The 19,999-nt window shown below is 75.4% G+C and carries 15 protein-coding genes; 13 read left to right on the plus strand and 2 right to left on the minus strand.

Features of this window, described 5'->3' with window-relative positions:
• Window positions 1-99 precede the first annotated feature (99 nt).
• The 4 genes from tsaE to tsaD are packed head-to-tail and all read left to right on the plus strand — an operon-like array spanning window position 100 to window position 2,811.
• On the plus strand, window positions 100-594 hold the full coding sequence (tsaE, locus tag NT8_RS08630) for a tRNA (adenosine(37)-N6)-threonylcarbamoyltransferase complex ATPase subunit type 1 TsaE (protein ID WP_067966093.1): 495 nt from the start codon (window positions 100-102) through the stop codon (window positions 592-594).
• Between the two features lie 11 nt (window positions 595-605).
• Window positions 606-1,280: a tRNA (adenosine(37)-N6)-threonylcarbamoyltransferase complex dimerization subunit type 1 TsaB gene (tsaB, locus tag NT8_RS08635; protein ID WP_067966095.1), complete on the plus strand. Its 675-nt coding sequence runs from the start codon at window positions 606-608 to the stop codon at window positions 1,278-1,280.
• 17 nt (window positions 1,281-1,297) lie between these two features.
• The gene (gene rimI / locus NT8_RS08640; protein ID WP_067966118.1) at window positions 1,298-1,777 is read left to right on the plus strand and encodes a ribosomal protein S18-alanine N-acetyltransferase; all 480 of its coding nucleotides are present in this window, start codon (window positions 1,298-1,300) and stop codon (window positions 1,775-1,777) included.
• On the plus strand, window positions 1,774-2,811 hold the full coding sequence (gene tsaD, locus NT8_RS08645; RefSeq protein ID WP_067966096.1) for a tRNA (adenosine(37)-N6)-threonylcarbamoyltransferase complex transferase subunit TsaD: 1,038 nt from the start codon (window positions 1,774-1,776) through the stop codon (window positions 2,809-2,811). The genes rimI and tsaD overlap by 4 nt, the downstream gene beginning before the upstream one ends.
• 133 nt (window positions 2,812-2,944) lie before the next feature.
• On the opposite strand, the gene NT8_RS08650 is transcribed toward tsaD, so the two are convergent.
• Window positions 2,945-5,350 (minus strand): coiled-coil domain-containing protein, encoded by a 2,406-nt coding sequence (locus NT8_RS08650; protein ID WP_067966098.1) that lies wholly within the window; start codon window positions 5,348-5,350, stop codon window positions 2,945-2,947.
• 329 nt (window positions 5,351-5,679) lie between these two features.
• Entirely contained in the window at window positions 5,680-6,990 is a 1,311-nt protein-coding gene (locus tag NT8_RS08655; protein ID WP_169805201.1) for a class I SAM-dependent methyltransferase, read from the minus strand.
• Between the two features lie 194 nt (window positions 6,991-7,184).
• Between NT8_RS08655 and groES the strand changes: the two genes are divergently transcribed.
• The 9 genes from groES to NT8_RS08700 all read left to right on the plus strand — a co-directional run.
• Window positions 7,185-7,496 (plus strand): co-chaperone GroES, encoded by a 312-nt coding sequence (gene groES / locus NT8_RS08660; protein WP_067966100.1) that lies wholly within the window; start codon window positions 7,185-7,187, stop codon window positions 7,494-7,496.
• 138 nt (window positions 7,497-7,634) lie between these two features.
• Window positions 7,635-9,251 carry a chaperonin GroEL gene (groL, locus tag NT8_RS08665; protein ID WP_067966102.1) on the plus strand — a complete coding sequence of 539 codons (1,617 nt, stop codon included), beginning with the start codon at window positions 7,635-7,637 and terminating at the stop codon, window positions 9,249-9,251.
• A gap of 153 nt (window positions 9,252-9,404) precedes the next feature.
• Window positions 9,405-10,028 (plus strand): sigma-70 family RNA polymerase sigma factor, encoded by a 624-nt coding sequence (locus NT8_RS08670; RefSeq protein ID WP_067966121.1) that lies wholly within the window; start codon window positions 9,405-9,407, stop codon window positions 10,026-10,028.
• 281 nt (window positions 10,029-10,309) lie between these two features.
• Window positions 10,310-11,803 carry an IMP dehydrogenase gene (guaB, locus tag NT8_RS08675; protein ID WP_067966103.1) on the plus strand — a complete coding sequence of 498 codons (1,494 nt, stop codon included), beginning with the start codon at window positions 10,310-10,312 and terminating at the stop codon, window positions 11,801-11,803.
• A gap of 137 nt (window positions 11,804-11,940) precedes the next feature.
• Window positions 11,941-13,047 (plus strand): GuaB3 family IMP dehydrogenase-related protein, encoded by a 1,107-nt coding sequence (locus NT8_RS08680; protein ID WP_067966106.1) that lies wholly within the window; start codon window positions 11,941-11,943, stop codon window positions 13,045-13,047.
• 270 nt (window positions 13,048-13,317) lie between these two features.
• The gene (locus tag NT8_RS08685; protein ID WP_245646089.1) at window positions 13,318-14,070 is read left to right on the plus strand and encodes a lytic transglycosylase domain-containing protein; all 753 of its coding nucleotides are present in this window, start codon (window positions 13,318-13,320) and stop codon (window positions 14,068-14,070) included.
• Between the two features lie 126 nt (window positions 14,071-14,196).
• Entirely contained in the window at window positions 14,197-15,924 is a 1,728-nt protein-coding gene (locus tag NT8_RS08690) for a glycerol-3-phosphate dehydrogenase/oxidase (RefSeq protein WP_067966109.1), read from the plus strand.
• A gap of 85 nt (window positions 15,925-16,009) precedes the next feature.
• The gene (locus tag NT8_RS08695) at window positions 16,010-17,485 is read left to right on the plus strand and encodes a 3' terminal RNA ribose 2'-O-methyltransferase Hen1 (RefSeq protein WP_174549545.1); all 1,476 of its coding nucleotides are present in this window, start codon (window positions 16,010-16,012) and stop codon (window positions 17,483-17,485) included.
• Window positions 17,482-19,999, plus strand: a 2,518-nt coding sequence (locus NT8_RS08700) for a polynucleotide kinase-phosphatase (RefSeq protein ID WP_067966114.1), incomplete at its 3' end; no start/stop codon positions are given. The genes NT8_RS08695 and NT8_RS08700, both read left to right, overlap by 4 nt.

Below are 19,999 nucleotides of genomic sequence, written 5' to 3' on the forward strand. Positions count from 1 at the left end.
CGCGCAACGGGTCACGAGCGGCCCCGGGAGTGCCTACCCTGGTGGGAGGGCGGTCCGCTGCCGCCGACCGCCGCCTCCGACCCGTCGAGCCTGCGAGCCATGACCGACACCACTGACACCACCACACCCGCGTCCACCGCGGTCGTCACCGCCGCCACCGGTCCCGACATGCGCGCGCTCGGCCGCCGCCTCGGCGGGCTGCTGCGCGCGGGCGACGTGCTGATCCTGTCCGGGCCGCTCGGCGCCGGCAAGACCACCCTCACCCAGGGCATCGGCGAAGGGCTGGGCGTGCGCGGCCCCGTCACCTCGCCCACGTTCGTCATCTCCCGCATCCACCCGTCGCTGGTCGGCGGGCCCGACCTGGTGCACGTCGACGCCTACCGGCTGGGCGACGCCGCCGAGGTCGACGACCTCGACCTCGACACCACCCTGCCCGACTCCGTCACCATCGTGGAGTGGGGCGAGGGCGTCGCCGAGGAGCTGTCCGACGACCGGCTGGAGGTCGCCATCGACCGCGCCTCCGACGACTCCCGCACCGTCCGGCTCACCGGGGTCGGCCCCCGCTGGGCCGGGGTCCCCCTCGACGCGGAATAGGCTGGTCCACCGTGCTCCTTCTGGCTTTCGACACCGCCACCCCGGCCGTCACGGCCGCGGTCTGCGCCCTCGACGGCGACGGCGTCCGGGTCCGGGCCGCCTCCTCCTCGGTCGACGCCCGCCGCCACGGCGAACTGCTCACCCCCGCCATCCGCGACGTGCTCGCCGACGCCGGGTGCGGCCTCGGCGACCTCACCCACATCGCGGTCGGCATCGGCCCCGGCCCCTACACCGGACTGCGCGTCGGCCTGGCCACCGCGCACGCCCTCGCCGACGCGCTCGGCGTCCCCTGCCACGGGGTGGCCACCCTCGACGCGGTCGCGTTCGCCTCCGGCCGCACCGGCCCGTTCATCGCGGCCACCGACGCCCGGCGCAAAGAGGTGTTCTGGGCGCGCTACGCCGACGCCGCCACCCGCACCGGCGACATCGCCGTCGACCGCCCCGCCGACATCGACACCGGCGGGCTCCCGGTGATCGGGCACGGGGCGCGGATGTACGCCGACGTGCTCGGCGCCGACCCCGCCGCCGCCGACCCGCTGCACCCCTCCGCCGCCGCGCTCGGCGAGGTCGCGCTGCGCCGCCTGGCCGCGGGCGCCGACCTGCCCGAACCGCGCCCGCTCTACCTGCGCCGCCCCGACGCCACCGTGCCCGGCGCCCCCAAGAAGGTCCGGCAGTGGTCGGCGTGACCCCCGACGTGCGGCCGATGACCGACGCCGACGTGCCCGCCGTCATGCGCCTGGAGGAGGCGCTGTTCCCCTCCGACGCCTGGAGCGAGGGGGTGCTGCGCTCCGAACTCGCCCAGCCCTCCCGCCACTACGTGGTCGCCCACGATCCCGCCGCGCCCGGCCCCGGCGGCATCGTCGGCTACGCCGGGCTGCGCGCCGTCCCCCCGCAGGGCGACGTGCAGACCATCGCCGTCGCCGCCGACCACTGGGGGCGCGGCATCGGCGCGCTGCTGCTCACCGAGCTGCTCGGTGAGGCCGACCGCCGCGGCGCCCGCGACGTGTTTTTGGAGGTGCGCTCCGACAACCCGCGGGCGCAGGAGCTGTACCGCCGGTTCGGGTTCACCCGCATCGGGGTGCGGCGCAGGTACTACATCGACGCCGACGCGATCGTGATGCGCCGGACGGCGCCCGGCCCCGCCGCGCCCGGCGCCCCCGCCGACGAGGAGACCGCCCGATGAGCCGTGACCAGCCCTTGATCCTGGGCATCGAGACCTCCTGTGACGAGACCGGGGTGGGCCTGGTCCGCGGCTGCGAGCTGCTGGGCGACGAGGTCGCCTCCAGCGTCGACCAGCACGCCCGCTTCGGCGGCGTCGTCCCCGAGGTCGCCAGCCGCGCCCACCTGGAGGCCATGACCCCCACCGTGCGGCGGGCGCTCGACGCCGCCGGGGTGCGCATGTCCGACGTCGACGCCATCGCGGTCACCGCCGGGCCCGGCCTGGCGGGCGCCCTGCTGGTGGGGGTGTCGGCCGCCAAGGCGTACGCCATGGCGCTCGGCAAGCCCCTGTACGGGGTGAACCACCTGGTGGGCCACGTCGCCGTCGACCAGCTGGAGCACGGCCCGCTGCCCAAGCCCACCGTGGCGCTGCTGGTGTCGGGCGGGCACACGTCGCTGCTGCTGGTCGAGGACCTCGCCACCAAGGTGCGGTCGCTCGGCGACACCGTCGACGACGCCGCGGGCGAGGCCTACGACAAGGTCGCCCGCCTGCTCGACCTGCCCTACCCGGGCGGGCCGCCCATCGACCGCGCCGCCCGCGAGGGCGACCCCAAGGCGATCCGGTTCCCGCGCGGCAAGTGGGGCGACGGCACCTACGACTTCTCGTTCTCCGGGTTGAAGACCGCCGTCGCCCGCTGGGTCGAGGACGCCGACCGCGCCGGGCGCCCGCTGCGGGTGCCCGACATCGCGGCGGCGTTCCAGGAGTCCGTGGTCGACGTGCTCACCCGCAAGGCCGTCGACGCGTGCACGGCCAACGGCGTGGAGCACCTGGTGATCAGCGGGGGGGTGGCCGCCAACTCGCGGCTGCGCGCCCTCGCCGAGGAGCGGTGCGCGGCGGCCGGCGTCGAACTGCGGGTGCCCCGGCCCCGGCTGTGCACCGACAACGGGGCGATGATCGCCGCCCTGGGCGCCGAGGTCGTCGCGGCCGGCCTGCCGCCGTCCGCCCTCGACCTCGCCACCGACACCTCGCTGCCGGTCGACCGGCCACTCGCGGGTTGACCGCGGCCGGTCCGGGGCCGCCCGCGCGGGCGGCCCCGGACCGGCCCCGCCGGCACGTCCCGGGGCCGCACACGGCGGTGCCGGGGCCGGCGGACCGGCCCCGGCACCGGGGGTTCACCGAACGGGGCGGCGGTTACTCGTCGTCGTCCTCGTCGTCGTCGCGGCGGCGCTTCTTCTTGCCGTCGCGGCCGGGGCGCAGCAGCGCCTCGGCCAGGGCGAGCATGGTCTCCTCCAGGGCGGCCAGGCGCTTGGTGACGTCGTCGTGCGAGGTCTCGACGGCCTCGGTCAGCGCCTCCTCGAACTCGTGCCGGTCGGGGCGCGCCTGCACCTCGCGCAGCAGCGGGTCCAGGGAGTCGACCAGGCGGCCGTCGAGCGCCTCCAGGCGCTGCGTCGGGTCGATGACCGGGCGCTCCACCAGCTCGGTGAGGCGGCGGTGGACCTCGCTGACCTCCATGGCCACGGGGAGCTGGGCGAGCCGCTGGTTGAGCGCCTCCAGGCGGTCGTCCACGGCCTCCAGGCGGCCGTCGACCCCGTCGATCTGGCCGTTGACGCCCTCGAACTGGCCCTCGACCCCGTTGACGCGGCCCTCGATGCCGTCGAGCCGCCCGTTGATGCCGTCGATACGGCCGTCGACCCCGTCGATCTTGCCTTCGACGCCCTCGAAGCTCCCCTCGAAGTGGCCCTCGAAGGTGTCGAACCGGTCGGCGAGCCGGCCCAGGCCGTGCTCGAAGCGGCCGGAGATGGCGGCCAGGTGCTGGTCGACCCGGTCGGACAGCTCCCGCTGCCGCTGCTCCAGGCGGGCGTCGACGGCGGCCCGGTGCTCCTCGACCGCGGCGGTCAGCGCGGCGTGGCGCTCGGCCGCGGCCTCGATGGCCTCGGCGTGCCGGGTGTCGGCGGTGGCGGTGAGGGAGCGCGCGCTGTCGTCGATGGCGGCGCGCAGCGCGTCGAGCGCCCCGGTGGCGGCGGCGCGGTCCTCGTCGGCGGCGGCGCGCAGGGCCTGCGCGGTGGCGTCGAGCCGCTCGGAGAGGTGCTCGCGCTGCTGGTCGTCGCGCTCGCGCAGCTCGGCGCGGTGCAGTTCGAGCTGCTCGTGCAGCTCGCCGAGGCGCTGGCGCAGGTGCGAGCGCAGGTCGTCCAGCCGCTCGGCGGTGGAGTCGGCGAGCTTGACCACCGCGCTGTTGGCGTCGGCGACGGCCGCGGTGGCCTCGGCGTGGTTCTCCTCGGCCTGGGTGCCGAGCCCGGCCAGCCCGTCGGCGAGGCGGGCCGCGGCCTCGCTGTGGCGGGCGTCGACCGCGGCGGAGAGGTCGCGCAGGCCGTCCTCGATGCGGGTGGTGAGGGCGGCGGCGTGGTCGTCGGCGGTGGTGCGGAGTTCGGTGCGGTGGGCCTCGGCGGCCTCGGTGAGTCCGCGCAGCCCGTCCGCGACGGTGCTGGTGAGCGCGGTGTGGCGCTCCTCGGCGGCGGCGGTGAGGGCGGCGTGGCGCTCGGCCGCGGCCTCGGCGGCCTCGGCGTGCCGGGCGTCGGCGGCCTCGGTGACGCCGCGCAGCCCTTCGTCGATGCGGGTGGTGAGGGCGGCGGCGTGGTCGTCGGCGGTGGTGCGGAGTTCGGTGCGGTGGGCCTCGGCGGCCTCGGTGAGTCCGCGCAGCCCGTCCTCGACGGCGGCGGTGAGCGCGGTGTGGCGCTCCTCGGCGGTGGTGCGCAGGTCCTCGGCGGCGCCGCGCAGCTCCTCGGCGAGGGCGTCGACGCGGGCGACGGCGGCCTCGTGGCGTTCGTCCAGCGCCGCGGTGAGCTGCTCGTGGCGCCCGGCGAGCGCGGCCTCCAGGGCGTCGTGGCGTTCGGTGAAGGCGGTGCTCAGCGCGTCGCGCGCCTCGGCGGCGGTGCGCTCCAGCGCGGCGCGGCCCTCGGCGACCGCGGCGGCCAGCGCGTCGTGGCGCTCGTCGGCGCGGCCCATGGCGGTGTCGTGGCGCTCCTCGGCGCGCGCCCCGGCGGCGGCCAGCGCGTCGTCCAGGCCGGCGGCCCGGCCGGCGAGCGCTTCGATGGCCTGGTCGACCTGGGCGAACCGCGCCTCGATGCCGGCGGCCAGGCCCTCCAGGCGCTCGGTCAGGGAGTCGACGCGGGCGGCGGTGCGCTCGCCGTTGTCGGCGAGGCTCTGCAGCCGGGCCAGCGCGGTGTCGAGGTCGCCGCTGATGGCGCGGATGTCGCTGCGCAGCGACGGCATCTCGCCGAGGGGCTTGACCCGCTCACCGACGAGGGCGATGTGCTCGGCCAGGGTCTCGGCCCACTCGGGCGGCCGCGAGCTGAGCTCGTCCACCCGGGACTGCACGCCGGCCACGGACTCGGCGAGCGAGGCGAGTTCGCGCTCGCGGAACTCGCGCAGCAGCCACTCCATGCCCTCCAGCCGCTGGCGCATCTCCTCGCTGACCGCGCCCTGCGACTTCTGCTCGGACATCTGGTCCTGCGCGGCCCGCGAGAGGAGGTCCCGCATGCGGTCGGAGATCCCGGTCTGCCCTCCCCCGTTGAGGAAGTTGGGGTTCGTCTGTTCCACCGAGGTGCTCCTTCATCTCTGGCGCCGCCATCCGAACGCCGGCGGATGGGCGGTGTTCTCGACGGATGCATAGGGGGAGGGGTGGCACCGGCGCCTGGCCGTGACGCTCGGACGCTCCGCGCCTACTCGCCGTGAGCGGGGGACGCATGGCGAAAGGGCGGACGTTGTCGGCGCAGCGCAGGTCGACCCTGGACACCGCCCGGGAGATCCGTGAGAAGGGGAAAGGATTCAGCGGGGTCAGTTTACCGACATCAGCCATGTTCACCGGGTCGAAGTCGCAGAAAACCGGGGTCATACGGGGAGTTCGTAACGTGCCCGCCGCCGTCACGTTAGTACGGATGGCCCGGTCCGTCATCCCTTGCGGGGGCGGGCTCACCGCCCGTTGCGCCGCCGGGGTCCGGCGGCACCGCCGTGACCTCGGAACACAGCAGGCTGAAGGGCCGGTCGCCCACGCGCGTGAGGACCACCACCACCGACTCCGGGCCCGAGGGGCGGAGGTCGCGGCGGAGCTTCTCGACGTCGACGGCCGAGCCGCGTTTCTTAATCGTTACGGTTCCGGCGTTCCGGGCGCGGACCGCCGCGCGCAGCCGCTTCAGCGAGAACGGCAGCACCTCGGTCACCTCGTAGGCGCGGCTGAACGGGTCGGCCACCAGGCGGTCGGAGGTGACGTAGGCGATACGCGGGTCGAGGAGCGCGCCGCCGACCCGCGCGGCGGCCTCGGCCACCAGGTGCGCCCGCACCACCGCCCCGTCGGGTTCGTAGAGGTAGCGGCGGGGCGCGGCGACGGGTGGCGGGCCCAGGCCGGGGTCGGCGTCGAGGACGGCCGGCGCGGTGCCGTCGCCCCGCAGCAGGGTGGCCCGGCGCGGCGCCCCGCTCAGCGCGCCGAACCACAGCGCGGCCTCCTTCACCTCGCCGCCGACCGAGATCCACTCGGCGGAGACCCCCTCGGGCACCAGCTCGTGCGGGATGCCGGGGGCGACCTTCAGGCAGCCGGCGGCGGCCCCGCTCGCCAGGCCGACGGCGGTGGACCACGGCGGGGAGTAGGCGTGCGGGTCGAAGACCCGGCCGCGCCGCCCGCGCCGGGCGGGGTCGCAGAACACGGCGTCGCGCGGCCCGGTGCCGGCGCCGGCGGCGTCGCCGACGTGCACGCGGGTGCGGTCGGCCACGCCCAGCGCCTCGGTGTTGGCGGCGGCGACCGCGGCGGTCAGCGGGTCGGTGTCGACCCCGTCGACGGTGAACCCGGCGCGGGCGAGGGCGAGCAGGTCGGCGCCGATGCCGCAGCACAGGTCGGCGACCCGGGCGCCGGGGGCGAGGGCGGCGGCGAACCGGCGGGCGCGGTACTCGGCGAGCGGGCGGCGGGTGGCCTGCTCCAGGCCGTCGGGGGTGAAGAACATGGCGTCGGCCCAGTCGCCGAACTTGGCGCGGGCGCGGCCGCGCAGCCGCACCTGGGTGAGGGCGGCGGCGGCGAGTTCGTCGGGTGCGACACCGGGCGCGGCGGGGCCCTCGGCCGCGACCCGCCGGAGGCGGGTGGCGGCGGCCAGCGGATCGGCGGCGGCCTCGGCCGGGGCGATCGCGCCGAGCAGCCGCCGGCCGGCGGGTGTGCGCAGCGCGTCGAAGGCCGCCGTTCGCCCGCTAGTCACCAACGTGTTCCCCCGTGACCTGTTGTTTGACGAGCCTCCCGGCCGCGACTACTGTTCCATTCTGGCACTCTCAACGATAGAGTGCTAATCGCGACGAGGCCGGTCTGGCACCCGCGACGACAGGCCGCCGTGGTCGCCCCTTTTACCGAGCATGCCGTTTCGAATACGCGAACCCGAAGGGGGAGGTCACAACCGTGTCGACCGCCACCAAGACCGTGCTGAAGCCGCTTGAGGACCGCGTCGTCGTCAAGACGCTCGAGGCCGAGCAGACCACCGCTTCCGGCCTGGTCATCCCGGACACCGCCAAGGAGAAGCCCCAGGAGGGCGAGGTCCTGGCCGTGGGTCCGGGCCGCTGGGACGACGAGGGCGAGAACCGCATCCCGCTGGACGTCAAGGTCGGCGACATCGTCCTGTACAGCAAGTACGGCGGCACCGAGGTCAAGTACAACAACGAGGAGTACCTCGTCCTCTCCGCCCGCGACCTGCTCGCGGTCGTCGAGAAGTAGCCTCGGCCGGCATCCAGCCACCCGCAGAGGTATCCCGCCCCGGCCGGCAGCCTGCCGGACGGGGCGGTCTGCGTCCGTCCCGAGCGCCCGTACGGCGCGCGGGCACCACCGTACGTGCACGGATAAGGAACGCTCACCATGCCGAAGATCCTGGAGTTCGAGGACGACGCCCGCCGCGCCCTCGAACGGGGTGTCGACCGCCTCGCCAACGCCGTCAAGGTGACGCTGGGCCCGCGCGGCCGCAACGTCGTCATCGACAAGAAGTTCGGCGCGCCGACCATCACGAACGACGGTGTGACCGTCGCCCGCGAGGTCGAGCTGGAGGACCCCTACGAGAACCTGGGCGCCCAGCTCGTCAAGGAGGTCGCCACCAAGACCAACGACGCGGCCGGTGACGGCACCACCACCGCCACCGTGCTGGCGCAGGCCATGGTGCGCGAGGGCCTGCGCAGCGTCGCCGCGGGCGCCTCCCCCATGTCGCTGAAGAAGGGCGTGGACGCCGCGGCCGCCCGCGTCTCCGAGATCCTGCTGGAGCGCGCCCGCGAGGTCGGCGAGCGCGCCGACATCGCCTACGTGGCCACCAACTCCGCCCAGGACGCGCAGATCGGCGACCTCATCGCCGAGGCGTTCGACAAGGTCGGCAAGGACGGTGTCATCACCGTCGAGGAGGCGCCGACCTTCAACCTGGAGCTCGACTTCACCGAGGGCATGCAGTTCGACAAGGGCTACGTCTCGCCCTACTTCGTCACCGACGGCGACCGCCAGGAGGCGGTGCTGGAGGACGCCCTCATCCTGATCAACCAGGGCAAGATCAGCACCCTGAACGAGCTGCTGCCGCTGCTGGAGAAGGTCGTCCAGACCAAGAAGCCGCTGCTCATCATCGCCGAGGACGTCGAGGGCGACGCCCTGGGCGCCCTGGTGCTCAACAAGATCCGCGGCGCCCTCAACGTCGCCGCGGTCAAGGCGCCGGGCTTCGGCGAGCGCCGCAAGGCCATGCTCCAGGACATCGCCACCCTCACCGGCGGCCAGGTCATCGCCGAGGAGGTCGGCCTGACCCTGGAGAACGCCGAGCTGGACGTCCTGGGCAGCGCCCGCCGGATCACGGTCACCAAGGACGCCACGACCATCGTCGACGGCGCCGGTGAGCAGTCCGAGATCGACGACCGGATCTCCCAGATCCGCAAGGAGATCGAGCAGAGCGACTCCGACTGGGACCGCGAGAAGCTCCAGGAGCGCCTGGCCAAGCTGGCCGGCGGCGTCTCCGTGCTGAGCGTCGGCGCGGCCACCGAGGTCGAGCTGAAGGAGAAGAAGCACCGCCTGGAGGACGCGATCTCGGCCACCCGCGCCGCGATCGAGGAGGGCATCATCGCCGGCGGCGGCGCCTCCCTGGTGCACGCCGCCACGGCGCTGGACGACCTCGGCCGCACCGGCGACGAGGCCACCGGTGTCGCCATCCTGCGCAAGGCCCTGGTCGAGCCGGCCCGCTGGATCGCCGTGAACGCCGGCGCCGAGGGCTACGTCGTCACGTACAAGATCGCCGAGCTCGAGACCGGCCACGGCTACAACGCCGCCACCGGCGAGTACGGCGACCTGATGGCGCAGGGCATCATCGACCCGGTCAAGGTCACCCGCTCCGCCGTGCAGAACGCCGCGTCCATCGCCGGGATGCTGCTGACGACCGAGGTCCTGGTCGTCGACAAGCCCGAGGACGACGAGGCCGACGGCGCCGGGCACGGCCACGGCCACGGGCACTGACCCAGGTCCGCCGGGCGCTCGCCCCATTACCACGCGTGCCCCGGGTTCCCACCCGGGGCACGCGCGGTCTTATCCGGCATTTCTACCAAATGTGATCATTCTGTATCCGGAGTTCGTGACGTGTAAGTCCGCGTGGCGGGGCATCATTCGTACGTGACGGATCCACGCGTCTCGGGGGGCGCGCTCGCACGGCGGCCCGGTGCCCCGCGCAGAGCGAGCGACACGGAACTGAACGACCTCACCTCCCTGGCGGTCCAGGGCGACCACGGTGCGGTGGACTCGCTGATCCGCGAGGTCCGGCCGATGGTGGTCCGCTACTGCCGGGCCCGGCTCGCCCGCGTCTCCGGCTACGTCCACTACTCCGACGACGTCGCGCAGGAGGTCTGCATCGCCCTGCTGGCCGCGCTGCCCCGCTACGAGGACATGGGCCGCCCCTTCGCCTCGTTCGTGTTCGGCATCGCGGCGCACAAGGTGGCCGACGCGCTGCGCACCTCCACCAGGGCCGACGTGCCCACCGACGCCGTCCCCGACCGCCCCGACGACGGCCCGGGACCGGAGGAGGCGGCGGTCCGCTCCGTCGAGGCCGAGCGGGCGCGCGCCCTGCTCGACGAGCTTCCCGAGCAGCAGCGGAGACTGCTCCTCATGCGCGTGATCGCGGGACTATCAGCAGACGAGACGGGACATGTCCTTGGGATGTCGGCGGGTGCGGTACGGGTTGCCCAGCACCGAGCTCTTGCTCGGCTTCGGCAGGTGGCCGTGGCGAACCGCCTCTTCTAGCGGCCCGCGCCACGCCCCGATCGTCCCCGGCCCCCGGGGCCGCCGCTGCCCGTCCCGCCTCCGCCCCCGCACCCACTGCGCCTTCCGCCGCTAGGGCGTGCCGACCCCTGCGGCGGACCGGGGGCCCGGGCGCGGCCCCGGGACCGGGTGCCGGCGCCCCCGTGCGCTGTGAGTCTGCCCACGGCGGCCCCGCTCTGAGCTGGCGGATTGCGGGACCGGCGGTAAAGCCGCCGGTCAGGGCCCTAGGATGAAACCACACGTGCGAGTGGTTGGATGGGTTCATGACGCAGCTTTTCACGGGCACCGAGGGCAAGGTGCTGCCTCCCGGCCTGACCTACGACGACGTCCTGCTGGTTCCGGCGTACTCCGACCTCCAGCCGGGCGAGGCCGACACCGGCACCCGCCTGTCACGCAACATCCGGCTGCGCATCCCGCTGCTGTCGGCGGCCATGGACACCGTCACCGAGGCGCGCACCGCCGTCGCCATGGCCCGCCAGGGCGGCGCGGGGGTGCTCCACCGCAACCTGTCGATCGAGGACCAGGCCGCCCAGGTCGACCTGGTCAAGCGGTCCGAGTCCGGCATGGTGACCGACCCCGTCACCTGCGGCCCCGACGACACCCTCGCCCACGTCGAGCGGCTCAGCGCCCACTACCGCATCTCCGGCGCGCCGGTCACCGACGCCGAGGGCCGCCTGGTGGGCATCGTCACCAACCGCGACATGCGGTTCGAGGACGACCGCGACCGCCGCGTCCGCGACGTCATGACCCCCATGCCGCTGGTCACCGCGCCGGTCGGGGTGGCCCGCGACGAGGCGTTCCGGCTGCTGCGCGAGCACAAGGTCGAGAAGCTGCCGCTGGTCGACGACCAGGGCCGGCTCCGCGGGCTGATCACCGTCAAGGACTTCATCAAGAGCGAGCAGTTCCCCGACGCCACCAAGGACGCCGAGGGACGCCTGGTCGTCGGCGCCGCCGTGGGCGTCGGCCCCGAGTCCGAGCGCCGGGCCAAGTCGCTCATCGAGGCCGGCGCCGACTTCATCGTGGTCGACACCGCCCACGGCCACTCCGCGGGCGTCGCCGAGATGGTCGCCACGCTCAAGGCCAACACCACCGCCGACATCGTGGCCGGCAACATCGCCACCCGCGAGGGCGCGCAGGCGCTCATCGACGCGGGCGCCGACGCCGTCAAGGTCGGGGTGGGGCCCGGCTCCATCTGCACCACCCGGGTGGTCGCCGGGGTGGGGGCGCCGCAGGTCACCGCGGTCATGGAGGCCGCCAAGGCCGCCGGTCCGGCCGGCGTCCCGGTGATCGCCGACGGCGGCCTGCAGTTCTCCGGCGACATCGCCAAGGCCATCGTCGCGGGCGCCAGCACGGTCATGGTCGGCAGCCTGCTCGCGGGCGTCGAGGAGAGCCCCGGCGAGCTCATCTTCATCAACGGCAAGCAGTACAAGTCCTACCGGGGCATGGGGTCGCTGGGCGCCATGCGCGGCCGGTCGTTCTCCAAGGACCGCTACTCCCAGGCCGACGTCGCCACCGAGGAGAAGCTCATCCCCGAGGGCGTCGAGGGCCAGGTGCCGTTCCGCGGCCCGCTCCAGGCGGTCGCCCACCAGCTGGTCGGCGGCCTGCGCCAGTCCATGTGGTACGCCGGGGCGCGCACCGTGGACGAGCTGCGCGACAACGGCCGGCTCATGCAGATCACGTCGGCGGGCCTCAAGGAGAGCCACCCGCACGACATCCAGATGACCGTCGAGGCCCCCAACTACAGCGGCCGGCGCTGACCGCGCCGCCCCGCGCCCGCACCGGCGCGGCGGGCGCAGGGGGGCGGGCGGGGGCCGCGGGGTAAACTCGCGGCGGCAGGACGCGCCGGTGGTCGCACCGGCGCGGGTCGTGAGAGGGGAACGAAGCGTTGGCGCAGGTGGAGATCGGTCTGGGCAAGAACGGGCGTCGAGCCTACGAGCTGGACGAGATCGGGATCGTGCCCGCCCGGCGTACCCGCGACCCCGAGGAGGTGTCGATCGCCTGGCAGATCGACGCCTACCGGTTCGAGACCCCGCTCGTCGGCAGCCCCATGGACAGCGTGGCCTCGCCGCGCACCATCGTCGCCATCGGTGAGAACGGCGGCCTGGGCGTGCTCGACCTCGAAGGGCTCTGGACCCGCTACGAGGACCCCGAGCCGCTGCTCGCCGAGATCCACCAGCTCGACGACGAGGCCGCCACCCGCCGGCTCCAGGAGATCTACGCCGCGCCGATCCAGGAGGAGCTGATCGGCCGGCGCATCGAGGAGATCCGCCGGGCCGGGGTGGTCACCGCCGCCCGGCTGTCGCCGCAGAACACCGCGCAGTACCACAAGGCCGTCATCGACGCCGGGGTCGACATCTTCGTCATCCGCGGCACCACGGTCTCGGCCGAGCACGTGTCCGGGCGCGCCGAGCCGCTCAACCTCAAGCAGTTCATCTACGACCTCGACGTCCCGGTGGTGGTGGGCGGCTGCGCCACCTACACCGCGGCGCTGCACCTCATGCGCACCGGCGCGGCCGGGGTCCTCGTCGGGTTCGGCGGCGGTTCCGGGCACACCACCCGCTCCGTGCTGGGCGTGGCCGTGCCCATGGCCAGCGCCGTCGGCGACGTCGCGGCCGCCCGCCGCGACTACCTGGACGAGTCCGGCGGCCGCTACGTGCACGTCATCGCCGACGGCGGCATGAGCCGGGCCGGCGACATCGCCAAGGCGCTGGCGTGCGGCGCCGACGCGGTCATGGTGGGCTCGCCGCTGGCGCGCGCTGAAGAGGCCCCCGGCCGCGGCTACCACTGGGGAAGTGAGGCCCACCACACCGAGCTGCCGCGCGGCGAGCGGGTTCAGGTCGGCACCATCGGCGACCTCCGGTCGATCCTGCACGGGCCGGCGTCCACGAGTGACGGGTCGATGAACCTGATGGGCGCGCTGCGCCGCACCATGGCCACCTCCGGCTACACCGACCTGAAGGAGTTCCAGCGGGTCGAGGTCGTGGTCAACCCGCACGGCTGACCGGCGGTCCGGCTCGCCGGGGCGCCCCGCACACCCGCGGGGCGCCCCGCTGTTTTTCGCCCGTGGCACTGCCCAACCGGGGCGAAGCCGGGTAAGTTGTTTCCTCGGCGCGCCCGGCGCAGCGTAATGACGTGGTCACGATCGCCCTCCATCCCCGCGAGTGAGGTCCTTGTGAGCGGTCCCCCCGCACCCGGCCGAGACACGCCGGCCCCCTCCCCGACCCCCGACTCCGCACCGCCCCGGCCCGCGGTCGCCGCGGCGGCCGCGGTCGTGACGGCCCTCGCCCTGGCGGGCGGGCTCGCGGTGGGCGCGGGTGTCCTCGGCGGCTCCGCGGCGCCCCCCGCGCTGCCGCCCGGCGCCGACGACTCCGGCGCCCGCGTCGAGACCGTGCCCGCCACCTCGGCCGACCGGGTGCGCGACCTCGCGGCCGACGACCGCCCCTCGCCCGAGGAGGAGGCGGCCGCGCCCAGCCCCGAGTGGCTCGACTCCACCTCGGCGGCCACCGGCGTGCCCCGCCGGGCGCTGGAGGCCTACGCCACCGCGCAGCTGCTGCTGATGGTGGACCGGCCCGAGTGCCGCGTCTCCTGGCCCACGCTGGCCGGCATCGGCGAGATCGAGTCGCACCACGGCACCTACACCGGCGGCGAACTCGGCCCCGACGGCCGCACGACCGAGGACATCATCGGCATCCCGCTGGACGGCACCAACAACACGGCGGCCATCCGCGACACCGACGGCGGCGACTACGACGGCGACACCGAGTGGGACCGCGCGGTCGGCCCCATGCAGTTCATCCCCAAGACGTGGACCAAGTGGGGCGCCGACGCCGACGGCGACGGCGAGGCCGACCCGCACGACATGGACGACGCCGCGTACACGGCGGCCCGCTACCTGTGCGCCGAGGGCCGCGACCTCACCGACGACGACGGCTGGTGGGACGCCGTGCTCACCTACAACGAGTCCGAGGAGTACGCCAACGACGTCCTGGACGTCGCCGCGCGCCTCGTCGCCGACGCCGGCTGACCCCAGCCCGCCCCGCCGGGCGGCCGCCGGGCGCCGCCGTGTCGACCGCCCGCTCACGCGGCGTCAGGTTAGCCTGGGGATAGTTGGGGCGAACCGGGCGCGACACAGTCGGGGAAAGGGCGGAACATGGCGGTAGCGCGGATGGGTCCGGACGAGCGAGCCGAGGCGCTCGCGTCCATGGCGGGCGGCGAACTCGACGTCCTCGTGGTGGGCGGCGGCATCGTCGGCGCGGGGGTGGCGCTCGACGCGGTCACCCGCGGGCTGTCGGTCGGGCTGATCGAGGCCCGCGACTTCGCCGCCGGCACCTCCAGCCGGTCGAGCAAGCTCATCCACGGCGGCCTGCGCTACCTGGAGCAGCTCGACTTCGAGCTGGTGCGCGAGGCGCTGACCGAGCGCGGCCTGCTGCTGCACCGCATCGCCCCGCACCTGGTGCGCCCGGTGCCGTTCCTGTTCCCGTTCACCCGCCACTGGGAGCGCCCCTACATCGGGGCGGGCGTGGCGCTGTACGACACCCTCGCCACGACCATGGGCACGGCGCGCGGCCTGCCGCACCACCGCCACCTCACCCGCACGGGCGCCCTGCGCGTGTTCCCGGCGCTCAAGCGCGACGCGCTGGTGGGGGCGGTCCAGTACTGGGACGCCCAGGTCGACGACGCCCGCTACGTGCTGACCGTGCTGCGCACGGCCGCCGCCTACGGGGCGCGCATCGCCTCGCGGGTCCAGGCGGTGGGCTTCCTGCGCGAGGGCGAGCACGTCACCGGGGCGCGCGCCCGCGACCTGGAGACCGGCCGGGACGTCGAGATCCGCGCCAAGCAGGTCGTCAACGCCGCCGGGGTGTGGACCGACGACATCCAGGAGATGGTGGGCGGGCGCGGCCAGATCCACGTGCGCGCGTCCAAGGGCATCCACCTGGTGGTGCCGCGCGACCGCATCCAGGCGTCGTCGGGGCTGATCCTGCGTACCGAGAAGAGCGTGCTGTTCGTCATCCCGTGGGGGCGGCACTGGATCGTCGGCACCACCGACACCGAGTGGGACCTCGACAAGGCGCACCCGGCGGCCAGCCGCAGCGACATCGACTACATCCTCGACCACGTCAACCACGTGCTGCGGGTGCCGCTGACCCGCGACGACGTCGAGGGCGTCTACGCGGGGCTGCGCCCGCTGCTGTCGGGGGAGTCCGACGAGACCTCCAAGCTGTCGCGCGAGCACACGGTCGCCCACCCGGTGCCCGGCCTGGTGCTCATCGCGGGCGGCAAGTACACCACCTACCGGGTTATGGCCAAGGACGCGGTCGACGCCGTCGCCCACGGCCTGGACGGCCGCATCCCCGAGTCGGTGACCGACCGGGTGCCGCTGGTGGGCGCCGACGGCTACGCGGCGCTGTGGAACCAGCGGCGCCGCATCGCGGCCGAGGCCGGCCTGCACCCGTCGCGGGTGGTCCACCTGCTGCGCCGCTACGGGTCGATGATCCACGACGTGCTCGCCTACATGGACGACCGCGAGGACCTGAAGGAGCCGCTGACCGGCGCCGACGACTACCTGCGCGCCGAGGTGGTCTACGCGGTCGAGCACGAGGGCGCCCGCCATCTCGACGACGTGCTGTCGCGCCGCACCCGCGTGTCGTTCGAGACCTGGGACCGGGGCATCGCCGTCGCCGAGGAGGCCGCCGCGCTCATGGCCGGGCCGCTGGGCTGGAGCGAGGAGCAGGTCGCGCGCGAGGTCGAGTACTACCGCAAGCGCATCGAGGCCGAGCGCGCCGCCCAGGAGCAGGACAGCGACAACGAGGCCGACGCCGTGCAGCACGGCGCCCCCGACATCGTCCCCGAGGCCCGGGTGACCGCCGGGCGGCGCTGACGCCGCGCGGGGGCGGCCTGCCCGGCCGCCCCCGCCGCCGGAAAACCGGTCGAAACGCGCGGCCCGGGTGGCGCACACTGTGGGCGTGCTCCTGACGATCTCCACCACCCGCCGGCCCGCCACCGACCTCGGCTTCCTGCTGCACAAGCACCCCGACCGGGTGCAGGCGTTCTCCCAGGCCCACGGGACGGCGCACGTGTTCTACCCCGAGGCGGGCGAGGACGCGTGCACGGCGGCGCTGCTGCTGGAGGTCGACCCCCGGGCGCTCGCCCGCGCCCGCCGCCCCGGGGGCACCCCCGACTTCGCGCTGGCGCAGTACGTCAACGACCGCCCCTTCGCCGCGTCGTCGCTGTTCGCCGTGGCTCTGGGGGCGGTGTTCCGCACCGCCCTGCGGGGCCGCTGCGACGCCCGCCCCGGGCTGGCCGGTACACCGCTGCCGCTCACCCTGCGGCTGCCCGCCGTGCCGTGCCGGGGCGGCCCCGACCGGGTGCGCGCGCTGTTCGCCCCGCTCGGCTGGGAGGTCGACGCCGAACCCGTCCCGCTCGACCCCGACCTGCCGGAGTGGGGCGACTCCCGGTACGTGCGGCTGACCCTGCGCGGGATGGCGCGGGTGGCCGACGCGCTGAGCCACCTGTACGTGCTGCTGCCGGCCATGGACGGCGCCAAGCACTACTGGGTGGCCGACGACGAGGTCGACAAGCTGCTGCGGGCCGCCGAGTCCTGGCTGCCCGGCCACCCCGAGCGCGCCTGGATCACCCGCCGCTACCTGGCCCGGCGCGACCGGCTCGTGCGGGCGGCCACCGCCCGGCTGGACGAGGTCGACGACCTCGCCGGCGCCGACGAGCCGGACGACCCGGCCGTCCTCCACCGGCCCGCCGACCCGGTGCACGAGGAGGCCGCCGCCGGCGTGCCCGGCCCGGCCCGCCCGGACGGCGCGGCCGATCCCGCCGACCCGGCCGACCGGCCGCCGCCGCTGGCCGAGCAGCGGGCGGGCGCCGTCCTGGCGGTGCTCGCCGCCGAGGGCGCGCGCACCGTGCTCGACCTCGGCTGCGGGTCGGGCCGACTGGTCGCCCGGCTGCTGGACGACCGCCGCGTCGAGCGCGTCGCCGGCGCCGACGTGTCCGCCGCGGCCGTCGAGCAGGCCCGGCGGCGGCTGCGCGTCGACCGCATGTCCGACGCCGCGCGGGCCCGCGTCGACCTGTTCACCGGCTCCGCCGTGTACCACGACCCGCGCTTCGCCGGGTTCGACGCCGCCGTGCTCATGGAGGTGGTCGAGCACGTCGACCCGCACCGCCTGCCCGCGCTGGAGGAGGTCGTGTTCGGCGGCGCCCGGCCCCGCACGGTGGTCGTGACCACGCCCAACGCCGAGTACAACGTCCACTACGGCCTGGCCGGGCGCACCCGGCACGCCGACCACCGCTTCGAGTGGACCCGCGCGCAGTTCCGCGCCTGGGCCGAGCGCGCCGCCGCCGCGCACGGCTACCGGGTGCGGTACCTGCCCGTGGGGGCCGACGACCCCGACCTGGGGCCCGCCACGCAGATGGGGGTGTTCACCCGATGACCGCCGATACCGCGACCGCGCCCGTCCTCGGCCTGCCCGAGGCCGGCCTGGTGCTGCTCGTGGGCGTGTCCGGCTCGGGCAAGTCCACGTTCGCCGCCCGCCACTTCCGCCCCACCCAGGTGATCTCGTCCGACCACTGCCGGGGCGTCGTCAGCGACGACCCCGACGACCAGGGCGCCAGCGCCGACGCGTTCGCCCTGCTGAACCACATCGTCGGCGTCCGGCTGCGGCGCGGCCTGCTCACCGTGGTCGACGCCACCAACGTGCGCCCCGAGTCCCGACGTCCGCTCGTGGCGATCGCCAAGGAGCACGACCTGCCGGCGGTGGCCGTCGTCCTCGACGTGCCCGAACGCGTGGCGGCCGCGCGCAACCGCGCCCGGACCGACCGCGACCTGCCGCCGCACGTCGTGCCGCGGCAGCGCCGCGACCTGCGCCGCCACCTCTCCCGGATGCGCCGCGAGGGGTTCCGCGCCGTGCACGTCCTCGACGGCCCCGAGGCCGCCGAGGCCGCCACCGTCCGGCTCGACCGGGCGTGGTGCGACCGGCGCGACCTCACCGGCCCGTTCGACCTGATCGGCGACGTCCACGGGTGCCGGGCGGAGCTGGAGGAGCTGCTCGGCGCGCTCGGCTACGACCTGCGCCGCGACGCCGAGGGGCGGGCCGTGGGCGCCCGCCACCCCGAGGGCCGCACCGCCGTGTTCGTCGGCGACCTCGTCGACCGCGGCCCCGACACCCCCGGGGTGCTCCGGCTGGTCATGGGCATGGCGGCCGACGGCGACGCGCTGTGCGTCGCGGGCAACCACGAGGACCGGCTGGTGCGGGCGCTCAAGGGCCGCCGGGTGCGCACCGCCCACGGCCTGGCCGAGTCGCTGGAGCAGCTCGGCGCCGAGGACGGCGCGTTCCGGGACCGCGTGCTCGCCTTCTGCGACGGCCTCATCAGCCACTACGTGCTCGACGGCGGGAACCTCGTCGTCGCGCACGCCGGCCTCAAGGAGGAGTTCCACGGGCGCGCCTCCGGCCGGGTGCGGGCCTTCGCCCTGTACGGGCCCACCACCGGGGAGACCGACGAGTACGGCCTGCCCGAGCGGCTGCCGTGGGCCGACGACTACCGGGGCCGGGCGGCCGTCGTCTACGGCCACACCCCCGTGCCCGAGGCGCGGTGGGTGAACAACACCCTCTGCCTCGACACCGGGTGCGTGTTCGGCGGCCGGCTCACCGCGCTGCGCTACCCCGAACGCGAGGTCGTGGACGTGCCGGCGCGCGCGGTCTGGCACGCGTCGCCGCGCCCGTTCCCGGCCGGCCCCGCGCCCGCCCCGGCGGGCGGCCGCACCTCGCCCGCCATCGGCGACGTGCTGCCCGCCGACGGCCGGCCGCACCTGCGCGTCGAGACCGCGCACGGCCCGGTGCAGGTGCCGGCCGACCACGCGCGGGCCGCGCTGGAGGTCATGAGCCGGTTCGCCGTCGACCCCCGGTGGCTGCTCTACCTGCCGCCCACCATGGCGCCCGCGCCCACCTCGGCCGACCCCGGGCTGCTGGAGCACCCGGGCGAGGCGTTCGCCCACTACCTGGGCGCCGGGGTGGGCGAGGTCGTGTGCCAGGAGAAGCACATGGGGTCGCGGGCCGTCGCGGTGGTGTGCCGCGACGCCGAGGCCGCCGAACGCCGGTTCGCCCCCGGTGCGCTCGGCGCGGTCTACACCCGCACCGGCCGCCCGTTCTTCGCCGACCCCGAGGTCGAGGCGGAGGTGCTGGCGGCGCTGCGGGCGGGCGTCGGGGCGGCGGGCCTGTGGGAGCGGCTCGGCACCGACTGGGTGGCGTTCGACGGCGAGCTGCTGCCGTGGTCGGCCAAGGCCGGGGGGCTCATCCGCGAGCAGTACGCGTCGGTGGGCGCCGCCGCCCGCGCGGCGCTGCCCGAGGCCGCGTCCGCGCTCGCGGCTGCGGCCGGCCGGGGGCTGGACGTCGCCGGGCTCGCCGACCGCGTCGCCCGGCTCGACGCCGGCGTCGCGGCGTTCAGCCGGGTCTACCGGCGCTACACCTGGCCGACCGACGGCGCCGCCGGGCTGCGGTTCGCCCCGTTCACGGTGCTGGCGGCCGAGGGCGCCGAGTTCTCCGGCCGCGACCACCTGTGGCACATGGGCGTGGCCGAGCGGCTGGCCGAGGTGTGCCCCCTGGTCCGCACCACCCGCTACCTGGTGGTCGACGCCACCGACCCGGACGGCACCGCGGCGGCCGTCCGCTGGTGGGAGGGGCTGGTCGCGGCGGGCGGCGAGGGCATGGTGGTCAAGCCGCTGGCGGGCCCGCTGGCCGAGGCGCGGCGCGGCCTGGCCCAACCCGGCCTCAAGGTCCGGGGTCGCGAGTACCTGCGGCTGGTGTACGGGCCCGACTACACCGAGCCCGACCGGATCGCGGCGCTGCGCGACCGCCGGCTCGGCCGCAAGAACGGGCTGGCGCTGCGCGAGCACCGGCTCGGCCTGGAGGCGCTGGCCCGCCACGCGCGCGGCGAGCCGCTGTGGCGGG

The organism is Nocardiopsis trehalosi NBRC 14201, assembly GCF_001552555.1.
Lineage (GTDB): Bacteria > Actinomycetota > Actinomycetes > Streptosporangiales > Streptosporangiaceae > Nocardiopsis_B > Nocardiopsis_B trehalosi.

Coding starts and splice junctions, on each gene's coding strand:
- tsaD (WP_067966096.1), top strand. CDS start 1,774: ATGAGCCGTGACCAGCCCTTGATCCTGGGCATCGAGACCTCCTGTGAC.
- guaB (WP_067966103.1), top strand. CDS start 10,310: ATGACGCAGCTTTTCACGGGCACCGAGGGCAAGGTGCTGCCTCCCGGC.
- NT8_RS08690 (WP_067966109.1), top strand. CDS start 14,197: ATGGCGGTAGCGCGGATGGGTCCGGACGAGCGAGCCGAGGCGCTCGCG.
- rimI (WP_067966118.1), top strand. CDS start 1,298: ATGACCGACGCCGACGTGCCCGCCGTCATGCGCCTGGAGGAGGCGCTG.
- groL (WP_067966102.1), top strand. CDS start 7,635: ATGCCGAAGATCCTGGAGTTCGAGGACGACGCCCGCCGCGCCCTCGAA.
- tsaE (WP_067966093.1), top strand. CDS start 100: ATGACCGACACCACTGACACCACCACACCCGCGTCCACCGCGGTCGTC.